General features: G+C 55.3%; 15 protein-coding genes. 5 read left to right on the plus strand and 10 right to left on the minus strand.

Annotated features, from left to right (window positions below):
- Positions 1-11: 11 nt before the first annotated feature.
- From JAO32_RS12805 to JAO32_RS12815, 3 genes are read right to left on the minus strand one after another with little or no spacing between them, the layout of a single operon-like run.
- A complete protein-coding gene (locus tag JAO32_RS12805) occupies positions 12-2,507 on the minus strand; it encodes an ABC transporter permease (RefSeq protein WP_334240961.1) in 2,496 nt (831 codons plus the stop codon).
- Positions 2,508-2,556: 49 nt separating this feature from the next.
- The gene (locus JAO32_RS12810) at positions 2,557-3,282 is read right to left on the minus strand and encodes an ABC transporter ATP-binding protein (RefSeq protein ID WP_334240964.1); all 726 of its coding nucleotides are present in this window, start codon (positions 3,280-3,282) and stop codon (positions 2,557-2,559) included.
- A gap of 13 nt (positions 3,283-3,295) precedes the next feature.
- A complete protein-coding gene (locus JAO32_RS12815) occupies positions 3,296-4,555 on the minus strand; it encodes an efflux RND transporter periplasmic adaptor subunit (protein ID WP_334241109.1) in 1,260 nt (419 codons plus the stop codon).
- Positions 4,556-4,751: 196 nt separating this feature from the next.
- Between JAO32_RS12815 and JAO32_RS12820 the strand changes: the two genes are divergently transcribed.
- From JAO32_RS12820 to JAO32_RS12830, 3 genes are read left to right on the plus strand one after another with little or no spacing between them, the layout of a single operon-like run.
- A complete protein-coding gene (locus tag JAO32_RS12820) occupies positions 4,752-5,738 on the plus strand; it encodes an alpha-E domain-containing protein (protein ID WP_334240965.1) in 987 nt (328 codons plus the stop codon).
- Positions 5,739-5,753: 15 nt separating this feature from the next.
- Positions 5,754-6,755, plus strand: coding sequence for a transglutaminase family protein (locus tag JAO32_RS12825; protein WP_334240967.1), 1,002 nt, complete (start codon positions 5,754-5,756; stop codon positions 6,753-6,755).
- Positions 6,756-6,772: 17 nt separating this feature from the next.
- Entirely contained in the window at positions 6,773-7,738 is a 966-nt protein-coding gene (locus JAO32_RS12830) for a glycerophosphodiester phosphodiesterase family protein (protein WP_334240968.1), read from the plus strand.
- Positions 7,739-7,811: 73 nt separating this feature from the next.
- On the opposite strand, the gene galU is transcribed toward JAO32_RS12830, so the two are convergent.
- The 4 genes from galU to mfd all read right to left on the minus strand — a co-directional run bounded on the left by galU (position 7,812) and on the right by mfd (position 14,886).
- Positions 7,812-8,687, minus strand: coding sequence for a UTP--glucose-1-phosphate uridylyltransferase GalU (gene galU, locus JAO32_RS12835; protein WP_334240970.1), 876 nt, complete (start codon positions 8,685-8,687; stop codon positions 7,812-7,814).
- Between the two features lie 115 nt (positions 8,688-8,802).
- Entirely contained in the window at positions 8,803-10,557 is a 1,755-nt protein-coding gene (locus JAO32_RS12840; RefSeq protein WP_334240972.1) for a DUF885 domain-containing protein, read from the minus strand.
- A 38-nt stretch (positions 10,558-10,595) separates the two neighbouring features.
- Positions 10,596-11,264 (minus strand): YdeI/OmpD-associated family protein, encoded by a 669-nt coding sequence (locus tag JAO32_RS12845; RefSeq protein ID WP_334240975.1) that lies wholly within the window; start codon positions 11,262-11,264, stop codon positions 10,596-10,598.
- A gap of 13 nt (positions 11,265-11,277) precedes the next feature.
- Positions 11,278-14,886: a transcription-repair coupling factor gene (mfd, locus tag JAO32_RS12850; protein WP_334240977.1), complete on the minus strand. Its 3,609-nt coding sequence runs from the start codon at positions 14,884-14,886 to the stop codon at positions 11,278-11,280.
- 163 nt (positions 14,887-15,049) lie between these two features.
- On the opposite strand from mfd, the gene JAO32_RS12855 reads away from it, so the two are divergent.
- A complete protein-coding gene (locus tag JAO32_RS12855; protein ID WP_334240979.1) occupies positions 15,050-15,913 on the plus strand; it encodes a TolB family protein in 864 nt (287 codons plus the stop codon).
- A 66-nt stretch (positions 15,914-15,979) separates the two neighbouring features.
- Here the strand turns inward: JAO32_RS12855 and JAO32_RS12860 are convergent, their stop codons facing one another.
- Genes JAO32_RS12860 through JAO32_RS12870 form a run of 3 tightly spaced genes read right to left on the minus strand, consistent with a single transcriptional unit; the run spans position 15,980 to position 20,017 of the window.
- Positions 15,980-17,989: a DUF3857 domain-containing transglutaminase family protein gene (locus JAO32_RS12860; RefSeq protein WP_334240981.1), complete on the minus strand. Its 2,010-nt coding sequence runs from the start codon at positions 17,987-17,989 to the stop codon at positions 15,980-15,982.
- Between the two features lie 34 nt (positions 17,990-18,023).
- Positions 18,024-18,731: a hypothetical protein gene (locus JAO32_RS12865; protein ID WP_334240983.1), complete on the minus strand. Its 708-nt coding sequence runs from the start codon at positions 18,729-18,731 to the stop codon at positions 18,024-18,026.
- Positions 18,665-20,017, minus strand: a complete 1,353-nt coding sequence (locus JAO32_RS12870; protein WP_334240985.1) for a DUF3857 domain-containing transglutaminase family protein — start codon at positions 20,015-20,017, stop codon at positions 18,665-18,667. The genes JAO32_RS12865 and JAO32_RS12870 overlap by 67 nt, the downstream gene beginning before the upstream one ends.
- A gap of 176 nt (positions 20,018-20,193) precedes the next feature.
- Here JAO32_RS12870 and gatB point away from each other — a divergent pair, with 176 nt between their 5' ends.
- A complete protein-coding gene (gatB, locus tag JAO32_RS12875; protein WP_334240987.1) occupies positions 20,194-21,675 on the plus strand; it encodes an Asp-tRNA(Asn)/Glu-tRNA(Gln) amidotransferase subunit GatB in 1,482 nt (493 codons plus the stop codon).
- The last annotated feature ends 78 nt before the right edge of the window (positions 21,676-21,753 follow it).

Below are 21,753 nucleotides of genomic sequence, written 5' to 3' on the forward strand. Positions count from 1 at the left end.
TTCTTTCGCTGTTATTCGCTGCGAAGTGCCCGCATGGGATCAATGGAAGCAGCACGACGTGCGGGAAGCATACTTGCTATTGCGGCAATCAAAAGCATCAGCGCCAACGCAATGGCGGCTGCGTTGACTTGTTGCAGAAACGGCATGTGCAGGCTGCTATCCGTTGTGAAAATAAAGTCCGACAGGATGCGATCAATAAGCCGCGGCATATAAGTGGCGGCAAGAGCACCAATGCAAAGGCCAATAGCTGTAAGACCCATGCCCTGCAACAGCACGTCAGTTAGTACGCGGCTGCGGCTGGCTCCCAACGCCATGCGAACCCCGATTTCGCGCGTGCGCTGCACAACCTGGTAACTCAGCAATCCGAAGACTCCAATGGAAGTCAGCAAGAGAGTGAACGAAGCGAAGGCGCTGGACATCCAGGAGAAGAAACGCGGCGCGGCAATGGTTTTATCCACCACGGATTGCATGCGTTCAAACTTTGCAACAGGAAGCTCTGGATCTGCCTGCTGAATCGCATGAGTCACGGCCACCGATAGATCTACGCCACCCGCTTGCCGAATGACGAATGTCGTGGGGAACCAACCGTTGATCATCGTCATGAACTTGTCATCGATCTGGGTTAGCGGGAGATAGAAAAGGACGCGTGGCCGGTCGATTAGCGACTGCTCATGCGTATCGTGGGCAACGCCGACAATTTCAAATTCGCCAGCGGAGCCAATGCTGATGCGCTGCCCGATTGCGGATTTTCCAGGCCACCACTTCTTGGCCGCCGTTTCGCTTGCAATGGCAATGTGTGGTGTGTCAGAGCGGTCTGCGTCTGTCACGTCGCGACCCTGCAGCAGGGCAATGCCCAGCGCCTGCATATAGTGCGGCGTAATGAAACGTGCTTCCACCACTTGATGTTGCTCTTTGCGGTCAGCAGGGGCTCCACCCATATTCAGGCCACGATCCAAAGGAAGGCCATTGACTGCGCCGACCTGGCTGACTCCTGGTTGGTGCTGAAGGTTCTGCAATACGCTCTGGACAAACTGCACTGTGTGCTGCGCGTTGGCGTATGCGTCGCCTTTCAATGTGACCTGTGCAATGGAGATTTGCTTTGTATCAAATCCCGGAGCAATGGAACGCATATTGAGGAACGCGTGCAGCGTGAGCGATGCTGCCGAGAGCAGTGTGAATGCAAGGGCCACCTGCGCCACAACGAGCACGCGCCCAGAGCGACCATGGCTTGCAGAATGGCCCTGTGAGCCGGCATCGCGCAGGTTGTCATTTACGCCGCGGCGAAGCACTACAACTGCGGGCAGTAAGCCAAAGAAGATTGTGGCGAACATCGCCAACGCGCACGTTGCCAACACCATTGGCCATAGATTGGCTGAGGCATGGAAATGGGGAAGCGCTATAGGAGCATAAGCAACAAGTGCAATAGCAGACGTACGCGCAACAAAGAGACCAAGCAGCGCGCCACCCAATGCAAGCAGAATGCTCTCTGAAATCATCAGGCGCAACAGATCAGAACGGCTGGCACCCAGCGCGGTGCGCACTGCAAGTTCCCTTGTCCGTGCCGTGCTGCGCGCGATCGAAAGACCCGCGAGGTTGAGACATGCCACAAGGAGTACCGCTGCGACCGCGAACATCAGAACGATAAGGCTACTGCGAACATCGCCCACAAGCGCCGTCTGCAGTGGCCATAGATGGAACTCGTTTAATGCGCCATTGCGGGCTTTCCACTGGTAATACCATGCATGCTGCTGCGCAAACACTGGTAACAGTGACTGCATCTCTGCCTGTGCCTGTGAAAGCGTTACACCATCGCGCAGGCGTGCAATCATCTGGTAGTTGTCGCCGTCGTATCCCGGGTCTTTTGCTCCCAGTTGCAGCGGCTGCCATAGACCCGCCGCAGGCGATTGCGTGCTCCCACCATAAAGATCGCCGAGCGCGCCATCGGGCAGAACGCCGACAACTGGAACCGCATCACCATTGATCCGAACTGTGCGGCCCACAATGGTGGGATCGCCCTGAAACGTGGTCTGCCAGAGGCGATAACTCATCAGTGCTGCGCGAGGTCCGCCACTGCGGTCTTCTTCCGCGGTGAAGAAGCGACCCAGCGCAGGATGTAGTCCGAGCGTGGGGAGGAAGTCACCCGATACGCGCAGTTGCTGTACCTGGTATGGGCGGTCGCCAGTAGCAGACGGGGCAAGGTTCACACCCGTCGTGCCACCATCCGCAATGCCGAAGGAGGAGAAGGAGTGTGCGTGTTCCATCAGGAAGTCAGCAACCGAACCTACCTGTGATGTGGAAGGTTTTTCCTTCGGGAATTGCCACGCGATGGCGACAAGACGATCCGGCTGCGCGTAAGGCAACGGCTCCAGCAGCAGCGATCGCACCACGCTATACATAGCCGTGGTGACACCGATGCCAAGCGCCAGCGTGAGCAGCGCAGTGGCTGTAAACACGGGGCTGCGCCGCAACTGCCGAAAGGCATACCGGAAATTTTGACCGAGCATCATCCTTGTCGCTCCTTCAGGGCAACTGGCGCCGAACGAAAGCTGCAGTGGTTTATGCCAGTGCGGCTTCGCTTAGCAGTGCGTTCAATTCGCCTTCGCTGACCACGCGTCCATCAAAGAGATGAATCTGACGTTCTGCATGCGCCGCAAAACGCGGATCATGCGTCACCATGCAGATGGTCGCGCCGTCGGAGTGCAATTCCTTCAGCAGCGTCATCACTGCTTCGCCATTCTTTGAGTCAAGGTTTCCGGTCGGTTCGTCAGCCAGCAGGATGCTGGGTGAACCAGCCAGCGCACGTGCCACAGCCACACGCTGTTGCTGACCACCGGAAAGTTGCGCAGGGTAATGACGCATACGGTGCGCCATGTTTACGCGTTCCAACGCTTCCTGTGCACGACGCTTGCGTTCCGTGGAAGACATACCAGCACGATAGGTGAGCGGCAGCTCCACGTTTTCTGCAACGGTCAGATCGCCGATCAGGTTGAAGCTCTGGAAGATGAAGCCGATCTCCTGATTGCGAATGCGCGAACGCTCGGCAAAATCCAGTCCGGCAACTTCGCGGCCGTTCAGCAAGTAGCTGCCGGCGGTAGCGGTATCCAGCAAGCCCACAATGGACAGCAGTGTGGATTTGCCGCATCCGGAAGGTCCGCTCATGGCCACATATTCGCCGCGGCCAATCTCAAGCTGGACGCCGCTAAGTGCATGCGTCTCCACTTCATCGGTATAGAAGACCTTCGTGAGTCCATCAATGTGGATGACGGGTTGCGTGCTTGACATGCGTTTCTTCTCCTTATTCCAGGCGAATGCGGTCCGTGTTGTCGTATTTGGACATGTCCGACAGGATGACGGTGTCGCCAGCCTGAAGTCCGTTCAGAACCCGAAGGTTGTTTACCGAGCCCCGTCCTACCTGTACAGGGACTCTTACGGCGGTTTTGCCGTCGGAGTTCAATTTAAAGAGGCTGATGGTGCTGTTTTCTGCGCCGTTTGCCGGTCGGCCAATCTGCAGAACGTTACCCATGTTCTCTAGGTTGATGGTGCCGTCTACGCTCAGGTCAGGCCGTGCGCCCTGCGGCAGATCGCCTGCCAGTTCCACGTCGACGGTGACCGTGCCATTTACAACTGCGGGATCAATACGCATCACCTTGCCGCCAATCACGCCGTTATGCGTGTCTACTTCCGCAGGCTGACCAATCTGGATGTCGCGTGCCTGCGTCTCTGGAATCTTGAGGCTGGCCTTCAACTGGTCTGGCTGAACCACCTTGGCCAGTGTGGTGCCCACGGCAACGTGTTCGCCCACCTGGTGCGGCAGATCGACCAGAACGCCGTCAATCCCTGCGCGAACCGTCAATGCGGCTCCCTGCTTCTCTTTTAGGTCGAGCAGGGCACGCGCCTGGTCTACCTTGGTCTGCTGGACGGCAAGCTGTGTTTGGATGGCGCGCTCATTCAGCGTCAGGCGCTGGCCTTCAATACCGTTGCGTGTGTTCAACTCTTCGGCCTTGCCCTTGGAGGCGGAATAGGTCAGACCGCTGATCACGCCAAGATCGTAGAGGTGTTTGTCCGTTTCCGCTTGTAGCTTGGCCTGCTTTTCATCCTGGGTAACGGTTGCGGCGGCGCCACGCTGTGTCATCAGGTCGCTCTGCAACTTCGCTTTGGTGTTTACCATGTCCGCTTCTGCAGCTTTCAGTTGCAGCCGCGCGTCCATAAGCTCCTGTGACAATTGCGGGTCCACCAGCTCCATCAGCGGTGTGTCCTGCGATACGTGCGCGCCCGGCAGCACCAGGATGCGCACCACGGTCGCTTCTGTTTGCGACGGGATCAGCCGCAGCTTATCTTCACGGGGCGTCAGTGTTCCCGGTCCGCGCACCTGCCTCAGCAGTGGGCCGTTCTTCACGGTGTCCGTCCAGATGGACGCACGGTCCACCTCAGGAGCTCCGGGCTTAAGGCGAGAGACGAAGTAAACAGTGACAGCAACGGCAATCGCCGCAACGATGCCGATTACCAACCGGCGGCGAGCTTTTGTGCGCTTTAGATCTGGCCTTGCGATGTCCATGGTTACGTAATGAATACGCATGCCATGCACCATCCCGCAGCAAAATTAAAATGCTGTTTTCAGAGAAGTTACGGTAATCACCGAAGACGAAGCGTGTCCATAAATGGATATAGTGTCCACTAACGGACGAAAACACTAGCGATTCGGTCAGGTATTGATACTCTAGACTCCACTCTCTGCAGGAGTTGTAGCTCAAATGCTTTCACGAGTCGCCGACAGCCTTTATTGGATGAGCCGCTACCTGGAGCGGGCCGAACACACGACACGTCTGCTGGACGTAAACCTGAACCTGATGCTGGATGAGCCCACCAACGTGGCTGATCGGCGTTGGCAACGGGTACTGCAGGCGTTGGGTGCGCCGCGCGATGTGCAGTTTGAAGGCGACGCCATTGCCCTTGCGCGCAGGCTTACGTTCGATGCTTCCAACAGTTCCAGTGTGCTGGGGTGCATTATTGGCGCCCGCGAAAATGCGCGGCATGTGCGCGAGCAGATTTCCACGGAGATGTGGCAACGGCTGAACTCACTGTATTTGCAGGTGACGCGGCCTGAGATGCAGAGCGATACGCATGCCGATTCAACGCTGCAGCAGAACGAGGGTCCTACTGAGTTTCTTGGACAGGTGATGGAAGGTGTTCACCAGTTTCAGGGTGTGACCGATTCCACCATGAGCCACGGAGAAGGATGGCAGTTCATCCAGGTGGGTCGATTCATGGAACGCGCGTCCGCAACGGCCATGTTGCTGGAGGCATATCAGCCGGAACTGTGGGCCAATACGGATGCGTTGCCTGATTCGAATGAGTACCTGGAATGGATGGGACTGCTTCGCAGTGCAACGGCGTTTGAGGCCTACTGCAAGGTATACACAGCCGATCTGTCACCGGATTGGATTCTGGAGTTCCTGTTGCTGGATGCAGATTTTCCGCATTCGCTGCGCTTCTCCATTGATGCCATGCAGCAGGCATTGGAAGTGGTTCAGGGGCTAAGTGGCGGGGCACGCGGCGATAAGTTAACGCGTATCTCAGGCAGGTTGCGATCCACATTGAGTTACTCCAGTGTGGAAGAGATTATGAGCGGTGGTGTGGTGACGTATCTGCACGATATTCAGAGGCAGTGTCGAGAAATTCATAACGCCATCTATGAACTGTATGTGGACTACTCTATTCAGGCTGCTCTCGCAGGTTAGTGAGGAAAGCGAACTATGTATTACACCGTGCGTCATCTGACCAAGTTCGTGTATTCCAGCTCTGTAAGCGAGAGCATTATGGAGACGCGCATGCATCCGCGCTCGGATACTATCCAGCGCTGCCTGAACTTTCAGCTTTCGGTGTCGCCTCGTTGCCGTGTGTTCTCGTACCGCGATCACCTCGGCAATCATGTGCATCACTTCGATATTCCGGGTGGGCATGAGCAGCTTGTGATTGTTGCGGAAAGCCTTGTGGAGATGGAAGAAGTCGCGCCTGTGCCAGCGTTTCTGTCGCCTGACGCCTGGGCCGCTCTCGATGCCGATGTGCAAGCCGGAGACTTTTGGGAGTTTCTTTTCCCCAGTGAATTTGCGAAACCATCTCCATTGTTGGCAGAGCTGGCAAAGACTCTGGACGTGCGTCGCCGCGACGATCCATTGATGGTGTTGCATGACTTGAACGAGAAACTCTATCGCTACTTCGATTACGTTCCCCAATCCACTGACGTGGATTCTCCGATTGACGTAGCGCTGACGCAGAAGTGCGGTGTGTGCCAGGATTTCTCACACGTGATGATCGCGCTGGTGCGTGAGTACCTGAAGATTCCTTGCCGTTATGTGAGCGGCTATCTGTATCATGGCGAACGCGATAACGACCGCAGTATCAACTCGGCAACGCACGCGTGGGTGGAGTGTTATCTGCCACAGCTTGGATGGGTTGGATTCGATCCCACAAACTGGCTTGTGGAAAGTGACCGTCACATCCGTACGGCCGTTGGCCGCGACTATGCGGACGTTCCGCCCACGCACGGCATCTTCCGCGGCTCCGCTGCTTCGAAATTGAGCGTGGCGGTGCGAGTCAGTCCCAGTGAAGGAACGCCGCTACTGGATCAGGAGATGCCGGTGCCTGAGGACTGGTCCATGCTGGTGGAGAAAGCGCAGCAGCTTCCTGCGGCACCGAATCCCGTAGCAGATCACATCAAACATATGCAGCAGATGCAACAGGCACAGCAGCAGTAAGGCTGTTCGCAGCAGGAATGTTTGGAAGCAATTTCCAAGCGGTTCATCGTACGTTGATTGCCGTGGTGAATGCTGCATGGATGCGAATCAAATACGTCTTCACCCTGCTGCTATGCACCGCTGCATGCAGCGCGCAAATGGTCGTGGTGCACGGCCATCGCGGCTCGCGTGCCACGCGGCCTGAGAACACCATCCCGGCCTTTGAGTACGCCATTGGCCACGGCGCCGATGTTCTGGAGTTGGATCTCGCAGTCACCAAAGACAATGTTCTGGTGGTGTCGCACTCGCCTGTTCTGAATTCAAGCTTTCCCGGCGAGCGTGAATGTGTCGGCCCACCGTTGGCAAAAGACACGCCGATTCACACGCTGACACTTCAGCAGTTGCAGCAATATGACTGTGGTGCGAAGACATTGACAGCATTTCCCAATCAGGTAGCCGTACCGAACACGCATATCCCAACCTTTGATGAGGTACTGGATCTGGCACCGCAGGGTAACTTTCAATTCAACGTGGAGACAAAGATCTTTCCGCTGCATCCAGAGATGACGCCCTCGCCTGAGGTCTTCGTGCAGATGATCGATACGGCTGTGCGCAAGCATCATCTTCAGCAGCGTGTCATTCTTCAGAGCTTTGACTTTCGCACGCTTCACGCCATGCAGACGCTTGATCCAGCGATTCGCCGCTCTGCACTCTTTGGCCAAGCAAAGTATGACAAGCTGATGGGCATCAACGAGCCAGACAAGAGCTTTGCGAATATGGCGAAGGTATCTGGCGCGAATATTCTCAGTCCTGATGCCAGTCTCGTCACGCCAGAAGAAGTTGCCGTGGCGCACAAGCTGGGTCTGCAGGTGCTGCCATATACACCCAATACTCCGGAAGAATGGAAGCGTCTGACAGACGCACACGTCGATGGCATTATCACAGACGATCCTGAGGCACTGCGGAACTGGCTGCGTAAGCAGACGCCGCCGCTGCATCCGTAAGAGATATGCACAGATAAAAAAGACAAATGGGATGCGATCATCGCATCCCATTTATTCTGTTATGAAGTGCTGACTACAGCGGAAAGCTCTTCAGCCATTCGCGGAACTTGGGTCCCAGATCAGGCCGCTGCAGAGCAAACTCCACCGTAGCCTTCAGGAAACCGAGCTTATCGCCCGCATCATGGCGCTTGCCTTCGTAGGTGAAGCCATAGACGTTTTCATACTGCAGCAGTGCCTTGATGCCATCCGTAAGCTGCAATTCGCCGCCCGCACCGGGCGTGATCGTCTCCAGCATCTCAAAGATGCGCGGCGTCAAGATATAGCGACCGATGATCGCATTCTGGCTCGGAGCTTCGCTCGGCTTCGGCTTCTCCACCATGTCGGAAACCTTCAGCAGACGTGAATCAGAAGCATCTGGCGCGCACGCAAGGCAGCCATAGTTCTGGATAGCGTCGCCTTCCACTACTTCGCTGCCCAGGATGGATGAGCCAGTCTTTGCGAAGGCTTCCACCATCTGTTTCATGCAGGGCGTCTTCGCGTCGACGATGTCATCCGGCAACAGAACGGCGAAAGGCTCATCACCAACAAGTTCCTTTGCCATCAGCACAGCATGACCCAGGCCAAGAGCCTCAGGCTGTCGCACGTAAGTGATCTTTGCCAGTTTCGTGGTGGAGAGCGCTATGTCCAACAGCGCGTGCTTGCCGCGCTTTTCCAGCGACGCCTCAAGCTCCGGGGCACGATCAAAGTGATCTTCCATTGTGCCTTTGCCGCGGCCGGTCACAATAATGATTTCAGTGCATCCCGCAGCCACGGCTTCTTCCACGCCGTACTGGATCAGGGGCTTGTCCACCAGGGGAAGCATTTCCTTCGGTGTTGCCTTGGTTGCAGGCAAAAAACGTGTGCCCATGCCGGCAGCGGGAAAAACAGCTTTACGAATGGTCTTGGTCATCTCTGGCTTATCCATGAAGTTTTCGTACAAGACGCTGGGGGCGATTTCGTCATGCTATCGGATTTGAGTGCGTTAACCAAATAGGACTTTATGAAAACTTGTAAGTGTTCCTGGTTTACAGAACGGGCGAATCTTCTTTGAGCATGGCCTGGCGCATGATCTTGATCGGCACAGGTCCCTGTCGCATAAAGTTGTCGTGAAATTGTTGCAGATTAAACGCCGCGCCCTGTTTTGCTTTCAGATCGGCGCGCAATTTTAAAATCTCCAGCTTGCCCAGCGTGTAGTACAGATAGGTGGGGTCGGATGTGCCTCGCTTGGTCTCCATCTTCGCAACAGAAGGAGATTGGTATCCCTCAGTAACGAAGTACTGCTCAGCCTGTTCCGTGCTCCAACCTTCGGTATGCATCTTGATGCCAACTGTGAACCGCGCGTTGCGTAGTAGCGCATCTTGAATTTGTCCCAGGCGAATCAGCTTCTGCGTACGAGCATCCGCGCCGGGTGTCTGGAAACCTTCATCCAGCATCATCTGTTCGGTGTAGTGCGCCCAGCCTTCGATATTTGTATTCGCTCCAACCAGCTTGCGAACACGCGATGGGAACTGGTTTTGCCACAGGAACTGTGTGAAGTGGCCGGGATAGGCCTCGTGCACGCTGGTGCTCACGATCGTGCCCACGTTGAACTCTGCCATGTGCTCGGCAATGTGTTCTGGCGTCCAGTTCTTTTCTGGCAACGTAACGTTGAAATAAGCCTTGGTGGAGCGCGTTTCAAATGGCCCTGGAGGATCCATGCTGGCCGACGTGGTGGCGCGCATGAACGGCGGGGTCTCCTGCAGCACTGGTCGCTCATCGTTTGGCAGCGTGATGATGTGATGGTCCTTGATGAAAGCAATCTCCGCAGCAAAACTGTCGCGGAAGGCATCCAGCAGCTTATCCGGGGTCGGATGAATGGTGGCGAGTTCTGCCAGCACCTGCGCAGGTGTCTTGTTCGGATCAAGCTCTTTAGCAATGCGTGCAAAATCTGCCTGATTCTGCCGCATGTTGGTTTCATTCACTGCCAACAGTCTGTCAAGCGGCGCGTCCACCATCTCGTCGTACAGCAACTTCTTACGATAGGTATCAGCGCCCAGTCGGAAGTCGCCGTTGGAGCGTGGCAGCAGGTCGGATTTCATCCATGCTCCATAATCCTTCAACGCCTGAATTACCGCAGCATTCGTCTTTGCAAACTGCACTTTGGCAATTCGATCTGTCGCATCGTTGAATGCGGATGGCACGTCATTCTGGAAGAAGCTGACAATGCCATCAATCTGTTCCAGCGCGATTTCCGTGGAAATCTTGGCAGGATTTTGCAGGTTCTTCTTTGCTTCTTCAAACACCTGCGGAATCAACCGCTCGCGCGCAATCACATCGCGCAGACGCACATTCGCAGGCGCGAAGGGCCGCTCCATCAACACAAAGATGCTGCTCGTAACGCCAGAGGAATAAGCGTCCGGGTTCTTGTCCAAGGGGCGAATCACTTCCAGCGTGAGGAGTTGCGACCGAATGGAATTCAGCAGAATCTCGCGGTCAGCAGCAACGGAGGCGTCCAGCCCGTCTGCCGGAATCTCTTCAAACTTCTTTTCCCAGTCATGCAATTCAGCAACCTGCTTTGTGCGGGCCGCGGCAGAGTAATCTTCCAGACGCGTATCAAACTGGTGATAGCCAACTGCTGTTCCCGATGTCGGAGCATTCGGAAAATAAAACTCATCAAAGTACTGGTTCGACAGCACATCAAAGGTTTGCATGGCGCCATCGGCAGAGATGCGTTGCGCTTGCAGGTTGCACGCGGCGAGGGCGAGAAGGGAAGCGGTAAGAGTGCGTAGAAGCAGTCGCATGGCTTGCGAACATATTACTGCGCAGTTTGCGGTGTGGATTATTTTCCGGCGCGTTTTTCCGCTTCGTCGCACAATTTCTGGATGCGTTTGGAGCGCGATTCCGGTGTTTGGTAATAGCCTACGGCCAACAATTCATTGCGGCGCTGCAACTCTGTCATCTTCGCCCAGCCAGCTTTCGCCTTGGGCCGAGCGTTCAGCGCTTTCGCAATTGCAGGAGGAAGCTCCTGCTCGCCTTCCATGGCAAACAGCAGACGTTCCGCCATCTGTTGAGCGCGGCGCATGCGAGCTTCGTCGCTCTTCACGCCCAAGACCCATTTGCCAATCTCGCGCCGCATGTATTCCGTAAAGGATTCGTAGAACGCGCGCAAGCCAGGTTCGTCATCCAGCAGAGCATCCAGTTCTTCGGGTAGCTCCGCAGTACGTGGTTCCATATCTGGCTCCAGTGTGAAGGAAGCCACCTGTCCCACAGATACTTTGCCGCCCTGCTGCATCGCACGATTCACCAGCAAAAAGTAGGTGTTGGTCTTGCCAGTGACAGGGAAGAGCGAAGTGCGAAATGCAAAACCATTGACGGTACCTTTGACGCGCTGGCGAATCTTCTCCTGCCACACTTTTGCAGGATCAAACGGCACGTGTGCAATCGTCCAGCCGAGCGTATCCGGCATTTTTTCGAGAGTGGCGTTAAAAGATTGCGGCTTTGTTTTCATGCATTCACCGGAGTCAGACAAGCTGTTCCAGCAACGCCTTAGTCTCTGCAATCACGTCGGCGGATTGCGCACTGCTCAGAGGCCAGTACAGTACACCCTGCGGCGTAAACTTCGCACCCTTTTTCGTGTTGCGCGAAACCAGCTTCATCAACATACCGGGATCAATCTTCGCCTTCGGATCAAACTTGATGATGATCATCTCGCGGAAGACCTTTTGCTTGTTCTCTTCCATCTGCACACGCTTGCGATCAAGCTGCGCAATGTTGATGTGTTCGCTCTGCAGTCGAATCTCAGCTGCTGCAAGCAGGTTCGCAACAGAGTCCGGAAGCTCGCCATAGCGGTCGATCATCTCGGAGCGAACATCTGCAAGAACACCTGTATCCGTTGCGCCGGCAATGCGTTTGTACATGCGCAGGCGCTGATTCTCTTCCGCAATGTACGTTGGATCAATGCGCAGCGAGATGCCAAGGTTCAGCACCATGCCCGGCCGCTCATCCTTCAGCTCGCCCTTAATGCGGCTCACAGCTTCCTGCAGCATTGACGTGTACATCTCAAAGCCGATCGCCTCAATGTGGCCGCTCTGCTCACCGCCCAGCATGTTGCCAGCACCGCGCAATTCCAGATCGAGCGCGGCAATCTTGAAGCCGGCGCCAAGATCGCTGAACTCTTTCAATGCGGCAAGGCGTCTGCGTGCAATCTCGGTAAGCTCGTTCTCTGGCGGAATCAGCAAGTAGGCATAAGCGCGGCGATCGCTACGACCTACACGGCCACGAAGCTGATACAGCTCGCTCAAACCATGGCGATCCGCGCGGTTAATAATGATCGTGTTCGCGCGCGAAATGTCCAGGCCGTTTTCAATAATGCTGGTAGCACACAGCACGTCATACTCGCCATTCATGAAAGCGAGCATGGCCTTTTCCAGTTCACCCTCTCCCATCTGTCCATGTGCTGTAATCACCCGCGCCTGCGGCACAAGTTCACGAATCTTCGATGCAAGCTCGTAGATGGTCTCCACGCGATTGTGTACAAAGTAGCATTGGCCGTTGCGTTCCAGTTCCAGTTCAATCGCGGTACGCAGCAGCTTCTCATCAAACTTTGCCACGATGGTTTGAATGGCCATGCGATCCTTGGGCGGCGTTTCAATTACGCTCATATCGCGCAAGCCCAGCAAGCTCATGTGCAGTGTGCGCGGAATCGGCGTGGCACTCATTGCAAGAACATCAATGTGCGCACGCATCTGCTTCAGGCGCTCTTTATGACGCACGCCAAAACGCTGCTCCTCATCCACAATCAGCAGCCCCAGATCCTGAAAGACAATGTCTTTCGACAGCAGGCGGTGCGTGCCGATGAGGATATCGACCTTACCTTCTGCTGTATCTTCCAGAATCCTCTTCTGTTCTTTCGGCGTGCGGAATCGCGAAACCAGTTCCACGTTCACAGGGAAACGCGCAAAGCGTTTCTTGAACGATTGAAAGTGCTGGAAGGCGAGCACTGTAGTCGGCGTAAGGATTGCGACCTGTTTTGAATCCTGCACAGCTTTGAACGCTGCACGCATGGCTACTTCCGTCTTGCCATAGCCAACGTCACCGCACAGCAGCCGATCCATCGGCTGATTCGATTCCATGTCGTTCTTGATGTCAGCGATGGCGGCAATCTGGTCGTCAGTTTCGTTGTAGTCGAATGCGTCTTCAAACTCACGCATCATCTGCGTGTCCTGCGTGTATGCAAAACCCATGGCGGCTTGCCGCTGTGCATACAGCTTGAGCAACTCCTCCGTCATGTCCTGCATGGCCTTCTTCACGCGGGCCTTCGTCTTTGCCCACGCCTGTCCGCCAAGTTTGTTCAGCTCAGGTGCAGGCCCGGCTTCGCTGCTGCGGTACTTCTGAATCAGATCAAGACGCGTCAGTGGAACATAGAGCTTCGCCTCGTCAGCAAACTCCAGGATCATCAACTCAAGCGGCGCGCCTTCCTGCTCAATGGTGCGCAGGCCCATGTACTTGGCAATGCCATGCTCAACATGGACAACGTAGTCGCCCACGGTCAGGTCGCGGAAATCACTGATGAAAGCCGATGTCTTCGATTTGCGCTGCACGGGCCGCGCATGCACGTCTGCTTCGTCGTTCAGGTCCTGCGCGCCGAAGATGATGAGCTGCCGCGCTGTTGCTTTATCCAGATCAAGAAACTGCACACCCGCGGCAAGTGGTGTACGCACGATGACCGGCGTGCGAATGTCGCCGGTAAGGTAGCTGCTCTCTTCGTACACGGTTGCAGAACCACTCTGCTGCTGTACGCGTGAGCCAATGCGGTAAGCCAATCCGTATTCCTGCAATAGGCTTGCAAGACGCTCCACTTCGCCTTGATTGGGCGCTGCGATCATCACACGTGCATCGGTCTGTTGCAGCGATTTCAGATGTTCTGTGAAAGCAGGAATGGAGCCGTGAAAACGCATCGTAGGACGCGATGCAAATTCAATCTCTGTTTGTGAAGACGTGTCCACTTCAAGAACATCAACAGCGCCAAGCTGATCGAGTTCCACTCCGGGATAACGGCGGATACGATCTTCAAGATCCCACGGCGAAATATAGATATCGCCCGGTTTAACAAGGTTTCCAATGCCGCTGCGATCATGCCGCTGCTCAATCTTGTTCCACCAGCGTTCGCCCTGATTCTTCACCATGGCGGGCTCTTCCACGTACACGCGCGTCTTCGGGCCCATCAGGTCCAGCAGCGTGCTGGCCGCACCCGCAACAGGCGCGAAGAACTCCCATCCTGGAAAGACCGAGACATTCCCTACACTTGAAGCGATTTCACGCGGTTCGTCGCCACCTTCCAGTTCTGCACCCGCAACTCCACCACGTACAAGCCGCGCATGCACAGCGCCTAACAGCTTTTCTGTGACAGGCGTTTCTGTCAGTGGCAGCAGCGTGATCTCATCCACAGGCGACGACGAGCGTTGCGTCTCCGGATCGAACTTACGCATGGTGTCGATCTCATCGCCGAAGAAATCAATGCGGACGGGGCGGTCCATCTCTGGTGAGTAGACATCCATAATGCCGCCACGCAGTGTCACCTGTCCGGGCATTTCAACAACGTCCACGCGTGTATAGCCAACTGTCAGCAAATGCTCCAGCAGCATTGTCGTGTCATGCTCTTCGCCGCGTTTCAGTTCAATCGTGAGTGCCGCATAGTAATCACGACCAAACAGGATCATGCACGCAGCTTCCAGAGGTGCAATTACCACGCGCGCAGCGCCGGTGCAGATCTTCCATAAGGTGCTCGCGCGTTGCTCCGCAATCTCGGCGTGAGGCGACAGATTCTCAAACGGCAGAACATCATGCGCGGGTAGTCGCAGCACCTCTTCGCACTTCAGCGCGCCGGTTAATTCGCAAGTGGCGTTCAGGTGCTCATGCAGCGCTTCTGCAGCCTTGTTGTCGCTGACCAGAATCAGCGCGGGAGCATTGCTGGCGCGAATCATCAGGGGCAAATAAATAGCGCGGGCTGTCGCCGTCAGTCCAGAGACGCGGCGTCGACCCGAACCGCCGGAAAGATGGCGGCGCAGGCGCTCGAACGGTTCCGTATGTTCCAGGTCCGCTATCATGTCGCGGACAAAGGGGAGAATCATTGCCTTTTCAGTGTAGTCTTCCGTCGTTCGGGAAATGGTTTCAGGTTGTGCCGCGGAGGGCAGGGCGATGGCTGGATACAGGGTAATTCTAGGATGTCTTCTTACAGTCGCAGCGGTAGCACAGCAGACAGCAACGCCGCCGCCTCAGCCATTACGCAGCCACATGTGGATCTATCGCTTGAGCGACCACCATGCGCGTCAGGTCTTTCAGGCGGACGCCGTCTGGGAAGCTCCCACGTGGTCGCCCGGTGGCAAATACCTTATCGCAAATTCTGGCGGGACGATCTACCGCATGGACCTGCAGCCGGATGGAACGCTCAAGCCGCAACGCCTTCAGATTCCCCCGGAATATCGCTGCAATAACGACAAGGGCCTTTCGCCAGACGGCAAGCTGTTGGCTTTCTCAGCGACGAAAGCACCCGCAAAGGGATCGAACGTGTATCTCGCAAATGCAGATGGGACGAACATCCGTCCATTGACAACGGAGTGGAACAGCTACTTTCACGGCTTCACACCGAATGGCAAAGCGATTCTGTTTGTTGCGCAACGCAACGGTTCAAAGCAATTTGACCTATACAGTCTGCCGTTGGATGGTGGTCCAGAGACAAGACTGACGACGGATGAACATCATGACGACGGGCCGGACGTTACCCCCGATGGGCACATGATCTATTTCAACAGCGATCGAACGGGACAGGAAGCCATCTGGCGCATGCCAATTACCGGTGCGGGACCGGGAGATGAACGCGCAGAGAAGATAATTGCGGACGGGAATGAGGACTGGTTTCCACATCTTTCTCCAGATGGAAAGATACTGATTTACATTGCATACCCAAAGGGAACGGCTACGCACAATCCACGAACGCTGCAGGTGCAAATTATGGGGGTGCCCCTGCACAAAGGAACATCCACTTCGCTGCCGAAGGCCTTGGTAACGGTCACTGGCGGCCAGGGAACGATCAATGTAAATTCATGGTCGCCTGATTCCCGTTCGTTTGCCTATGTGACTTACGAACCAATTCCCTGAACATAACAACACGTAACTAAAAGAGGCGCCCGGAAGGAGCGCCTCTCTTAGTTATGGATGTGCGATTTATTGTGCGCCTGCCGGAGCTGACGTCGAGGCAGTGGTAGGGCTACGTTTGATCACAACGTTGCTATGATCCTTTGCCTCAAAGTCGTTGTAGAACGTGCGGAGTTCTTTGTACTTGTCGTTTGGGAAATAGATATCGCCCATGATGAAGTCGCGGCGCAGAGTGATGGTATTGGACTTCTGCTGTGAGGTGAGCGAGTAGGCCGCCAGCTTCTCATACGACGCCCCCTGGTTTACAGGGGCGGAATCCACGGTCCAGCCAGCAGGCAACGTGTAACGGACGGCATCCTGGCTGATCTCGGAGTAAGGGAAATAGACGCCCAGATCGCGCTTTTCGTGTGGGAAGCGTGGATTGTTGTTGCTCTCAAACAGAACGCTGGGAAGCATTACGCGTGAGCCGACGCTGTTGCCGATACGACCATTTACAGTGGCTTCTACCTTCAGCGGAAGGTCCCCGTCATCAAGGTTTGCAATGGATCCGACAGTGACGTCTGAACCACCGGGCAGCATCGACTCGATCTCTTTCTTTAATCTGTCTTTCAATTCCGCGTCATCGTTTTTCAATGCGACATGGCGCCAGCGGAGTGCCGGGCTGCCCTCAAAAGTTAACGTCACCTTTCCGGTCATGTGGCCATCATCGGTAATCTTCACATCACCCACGCGCGATGTGTGCGAGAACTTATAGGGTTCACCTGGAGTCATAGAGAACTGCTGCGCTGGGTTCTTATTGTCCTGGCGAATGCCACCAGAAATAGTGTGGTCCCATTCCAGATGGCCGAAGGGGTTGTAACGGCTTCCGGGATCCAGGTAGTGATCCTGACCACCATAATTCACGATCGCAATGGTATCCGTAAGCTGCGAAATATCCTGCCAATTTACATCCAGGATCAGATAAGAGCGGTCGGCGACGAGCATAGAATCTGCTTTCAAACCAGCAGCACGTGCCAGTGCAACATACGTCATTGCAATCTGGTTGGCGGAGCCGTGCTTGCGCTTCAGAACATCTTCTGCAGACTTAATCTCCTTCTTTTCTTCCTGCGACGTGCGCTCACGCGTATAGTCCGTGTTTTCCAGTCTCATCACGTAGGCATAGAGCTTTCGCGCTTTATCTTCGTCAGAGGTTGCGCCCGTGGTGACCTCGTGCGCAATGGATGAAACGGTCCCATTGTTTCCGGTGAACTTATTCGTGTCTGAGTTCCAGTACTTAATTTCCGTATCCCAGTAATCTTTTGCGTTGTAGTAAGGCGTGTAATAGAAAAACACGTGGTAACGCGAAGAATAAATGGGAGGCATGTACTGTTCATTGGCAAACGGCATCACGTCAGACACAGTCGCTTCCATCTGAACGCGGCCAGTAGGTGTCTTGTGTTGGACAACATCCACGCCGGCCGGAAGCGATTTTGCCCAGGTCAGACGCTGCGAAATATTCTCGCGACCGCCACGTGTGGTGCCAACGAGTTCTTTATCCGTGGGCTTCCATAGGAAATGCTCGTTCTTAATATAGAGGTCACCCTGCATGCTCCACCGTGCCGGTGCAAACCAATGATCGTCGCGCCGGATGGTGTAGCGATATTCCAGGATGCTTCCCACCTTCGCTGCGGGCAGTGAATAAGCGCGTCGCGTGTAGTTATTGATGGAATCCTTTTCCAGGACTTTGTCCATGCCCTTGCCTGTGAATGGAACAATCGTGCCGTCAGGCTGCACTGTGCGCGCAAAGAATTCGCCAATGGTGTAACCAGACAAATCGGATTTCTTGTTGAAATCAACTTCGATGTCGGCGTACTTCAGCCCTTTCTCCGTCAGCACTTTGATACGCATGTAGTGGTACTGCACATGCATATCGTCATCGTCGATCTCTTCCTTGTTCAACACGATGGCATCGGCGCCCGGTACTTCCGGAAACGAGGTCATCTTCAGCTCTTCTTGCGTAGGTGCCGTCCATTGTTGTGCATGGATGAGCGGGGTGATCGCAAAGGCAAGTGTTGCGGCTGCGATAAGGCGGAACTTCATCACGTGGAACTCCTAAGTTGGTCGTACTGAGAAACTAATTGGCGCGCTTTAATACAGCGCTACTCTGCTCGTCGGCTTCAATCGTGCGTGCCAGCTTTTGCACATCGGCATAACGTTCGGCAGGCAGGCTGACTTCACGCACGGTATAGGTCCGGCTGTAATGAATCGCATGATCCACCACCTTGCTCTCGCTGGTATAAGAGGCAAAGCCAAGATCAAGATGTACTGGCGGCGGCAGTTCATCTACGGAGAATCCCGCTGGAAGTGCGATGGTGAAGTCGTCATCGATAAGGCGCGTCTGCCCCAGATCAATGGGCAGAATGCGAGGCTTCTCGTCCACCTTCATTGCCTCTGTTCCCAGCACCCGTGGACGAATTGCGAAAAGATTGCCGACGGGTTCTGCGAAGTGTTCTGCCTTGACGGTGTATTGAAGCTCCAGGTTACGATCCAGTGCCGCAGTGTTCGCCATCTTCATACCCTCCACATGGAAAGCGCGAAGATCTCTGGCCAGCGAGCGATCCAACGCCTGCTGCTGTGTCTTTTCGTCATTGAGAGAAAGCGCGCGCAGGGTGCGCGCAATATCGCCTCCCTCTTCCTGCGTGACCGTCCCGGAAAGCGTGCCGTCTGCTGCGAGCTGGAAGCTGGCTTTGCGTTGAATATGGTTTTGTTCAGGCTTCAGTATCGGTAGCCGGATGGCCTGGCTATCGGAGCCATCCACCAGCAATGCATCGCTGCCTTGCAATTCATGTTCAAGCTGGCCAAAGGGAGTCTTCTCCACGTGGGATCGAAAATAAGAAAGCGCTTGCCGCTCTTCGCGGTGACGACGCTGTACATCTCTTTCGGCGTGTAATTCGCAGGCAATTCAATGGCAGCAATCATGTGATTGCCCATAAGAGAAGGAGCATCGCTGCTGATCATGCCACGATGCGTATCCACCATGACCCATGTGGAACGCACGCCGACTGCATCCAGCATGGCACTCAGCAACGTGGCCTTGTCTTTACAGTCTCCATAACCTGCGCGAAAGATATCAGCGGCGGGGTGTGGCTGATTTCCGCCCACGCCAATCTCAATGGCTACATAGCGAATATCGCTCTGCACAAAATTGGATACGGCTGCCACCCGATCGCGGAAGTCATTCTTCCCGGCGACCAACTCCTGCGCTTTTGCCGTGATCGCGGGGTCTGGCTTGTTACGGTCCTTTGCGAGCCGTTCATACCATTCGCCAATGCTCTTCCAATCACCAGTCATGGCCCCATACGGAGTCGTGACTGGGCCTTGGTAGAAGATGTCCATACGCGGTGCTACGGAAAGCTGACTGGGGGATAGTGGAACCCGGTCGCGCGTTACCAGCGATTCCTGGTTCTCGACCTCCCAAAGAGTCTTTCCATGTTCGGCATCCACGGGCTGTGCCTTGGGTTTGCCTTTCCATGAGGCTTTGTAGGTATAGCCCTCTGGCAGATTCAGGGTAAGGCGTTCCCGTAACACCGGAATATCCTCGCCTGGCATCCAGATGATGTCGTTTTCGTAAGGCTGTTCCTGGCGCTCATATTCCATGGCGGCAATTGCACCTACGTCCATGGCGGGCGGCGTCAAACCGCGGACACGCGAGTCGCTGTACAGTTCGAATCCGGCATCGGTAGCCAGGTCGCTCTGTTCTTTATCCTTGACGACATATTCCTTGCCGTCGGGTCCAATGCTCCAGATGTGGAGGTAATTCAGCTTTTCCCGCGAGCTGCTGTAGTACGCGAACATCTCCATCTGTTTGCGACCCTGTGGGCGCAGAACCTTCATAACCCGGCGTACGTGCTTCACCAGAACGCCGTTCGGCGAAACGGTGTACGTGACGTCCTCCATAAGGACAGCAGCATCGACGTCTTTCGACACCTTATCCGTAGATGTCTGGGAGGCAGTTTTCACCCAATCTGGAACCTGGTCTTTTGCAAACGCGGGAATGCAGCATGTTGCCATCAGCCAGGACGCGGCGACGGCACGAAGCAGGCTGCCAGGCAGGGCAACGGGCGACATGGGAAGAAGTACCTCAAACTACCTACCGAGCGAGGAAATCGTACGGCAGGGCAATCGAAATTCGGGATACAGGAGTAATACGCCACACCGCGCCAACGCGCAAGCGGTCGGATGAAGGTGATTTCAGGATTCCCAAAATGGTCCTCCACGAGCCTTCGCTAGAATGAAAGATAGATATGTCGCTCGTTGCCGGTGTTTCTCCTGAGGTTCTCGCTAAGTACCAGCCCGTGATCGGGTTGGAGGTCCACGTACAGTTGCTGACGCAGACGAAAGCTTTCTGCGGTTGCATTAACAAGTACGGTGGTGACCCGAACACACACGTCTGCCCCGTATGCCTGGGCCTGCCCGGCGCGCTGCCTGTGTTGAACCGGCAGGCGGTGGAGTTTGCCGTGCTGGCGTCGCGTGCGCTGAACCTCACCATTAATGAAGAGAGCATCTTCGCGCGCAAAAACTACTTCTATCCCGATTCGCCCAAGGGCTACCAGATCTCGCAGTTCGATAAGCCGATTGCAGAGAACGGATGGCTGGACGTCAGCGATGGCAAGGGCGGCACGCGCCGCATTGGCATCACGCGTCTGCATATGGAAGAGGACGCAGGTAAGAGCATTCATGACGGATTCGCTGACAGTGCCAACCGCACCTACATTGATCTGAACCGCTGCGGCACGCCGTTGGTGGAAATCGTCAGCGAACCCGACATTCGCACGCCGGAAGAAGCGTACGAGTATCTGACCAAGCTGAAGGAAATTCTTCTGTACACGGGCGTCTCTGACTGCAACATGGAAGAGGGTTCGCTGCGTTGTGATGCCAACGTATCCGTGATGCTGAAGGGCGCGGCTGAGTACGGCACCAAGGCCGAAGTAAAGAATGTCAACAGCTTCCGCTTCATTCGCGATGCGATCCATTACGAGATTGAGCGCCAGGTGGAAGTCGTGGAGAGCGGCGCGCGTGTCGTGCAGGAATCGCGTTTGTATAACTCTGCAGAGGGCCGCACGTACTCCATGCGCAGCAAGGAAGCCGCGCATGATTACCGCTACTTTCCTGAGCCTGATCTACCTGCACTCATCGTAGATAACGCGTGGAAAGAAGCCATCCTAAAGAATCTTCCGGAGCTTCCGGAAGCCAAGCGTGCACGCCTTGTTGCGGAGTATGAGCTCACGGCACAGGACGCGGCAACGTTTGCAGCGTCGCGCGATTTCGCAGATCAGTTTGAAGTTGCGGCTAGGACGGCAAAGAGCCCGAAGCGTGTTGCGAACCTTCTGCTCGGTGAGTTGGTCGGACGTCTTAACGCCGCAGGCCTTGAACTTTCGCAGTCGCCCGTATCGATGAAGGGCATTGTGCAGGCTGCGGATCTTCTTGAAGAAGGCAAGCTCTCATCCAAGCAGTTGAAGGGACTCTTCGATATCAGCTTTGAGAAGAACGAAGATTTCGCCACCGTCTACGATCGCGAAAAGCCGGAGCAGATCAGCGATTCCAGCGCGATTGAAAAGATGATCGACGAAGTCATCGCCGCAAATCCGAAACAGGTCGAGCAGTACAAGGGCGGCAAGACTACGGTCAGCGCGTTCTTTGTCGGACAGGTTATGCGTCTGTCCAAGGGGCAGGCCAACCCCGCGCTGTTGAACGATCTCGTCGTGAAGAAGCTCAACGCAGCCTAACGATTCGCAACAACGAATCAGTACAACGGGCAGAGCAATTGCTCTGCCCGTTGTATTTTTGGTGCACCTCTGGATCAC

This window comes from Terriglobus sp. ADX1, from assembly GCF_036877645.1.
Taxonomy (GTDB): domain Bacteria; phylum Acidobacteriota; class Terriglobia; order Terriglobales; family Acidobacteriaceae; genus Terriglobus.

Coding starts and splice junctions, on each gene's coding strand:
- JAO32_RS12845 (WP_334240975.1), bottom strand. CDS start 11,264: ATGAAAACAAAGCCGCAATCTTTTAACGCCACTCTCGAAAAAATGCCG.
- JAO32_RS12815 (WP_334241109.1), bottom strand. CDS start 4,555: ATGGACATCGCAAGGCCAGATCTAAAGCGCACAAAAGCTCGCCGCCGG.
- galU (WP_334240970.1), bottom strand. CDS start 8,687: ATGACCAAGACCATTCGTAAAGCTGTTTTTCCCGCTGCCGGCATGGGC.
- JAO32_RS12830 (WP_334240968.1), top strand. CDS start 6,773: ATGTTTGGAAGCAATTTCCAAGCGGTTCATCGTACGTTGATTGCCGTG.
- gatB (WP_334240987.1), top strand. CDS start 20,194: ATGTCGCTCGTTGCCGGTGTTTCTCCTGAGGTTCTCGCTAAGTACCAG.
- JAO32_RS12870 (WP_334240985.1), bottom strand. CDS start 20,017: ATGTCGCCCGTTGCCCTGCCTGGCAGCCTGCTTCGTGCCGTCGCCGCG.
- JAO32_RS12820 (WP_334240965.1), top strand. CDS start 4,752: ATGCTTTCACGAGTCGCCGACAGCCTTTATTGGATGAGCCGCTACCTG.
- JAO32_RS12855 (WP_334240979.1), top strand. CDS start 15,050: ATGTGGATCTATCGCTTGAGCGACCACCATGCGCGTCAGGTCTTTCAG.
- JAO32_RS12860 (WP_334240981.1), bottom strand. CDS start 17,989: ATGAAGTTCCGCCTTATCGCAGCCGCAACACTTGCCTTTGCGATCACC.
- JAO32_RS12840 (WP_334240972.1), bottom strand. CDS start 10,557: ATGCGACTGCTTCTACGCACTCTTACCGCTTCCCTTCTCGCCCTCGCC.
- JAO32_RS12825 (WP_334240967.1), top strand. CDS start 5,754: ATGTATTACACCGTGCGTCATCTGACCAAGTTCGTGTATTCCAGCTCT.
- JAO32_RS12805 (WP_334240961.1), bottom strand. CDS start 2,507: ATGATGCTCGGTCAAAATTTCCGGTATGCCTTTCGGCAGTTGCGGCGC.
- JAO32_RS12810 (WP_334240964.1), bottom strand. CDS start 3,282: ATGTCAAGCACGCAACCCGTCATCCACATTGATGGACTCACGAAGGTC.
- mfd (WP_334240977.1), bottom strand. CDS start 14,886: ATGATTCTCCCCTTTGTCCGCGACATGATAGCGGACCTGGAACATACG.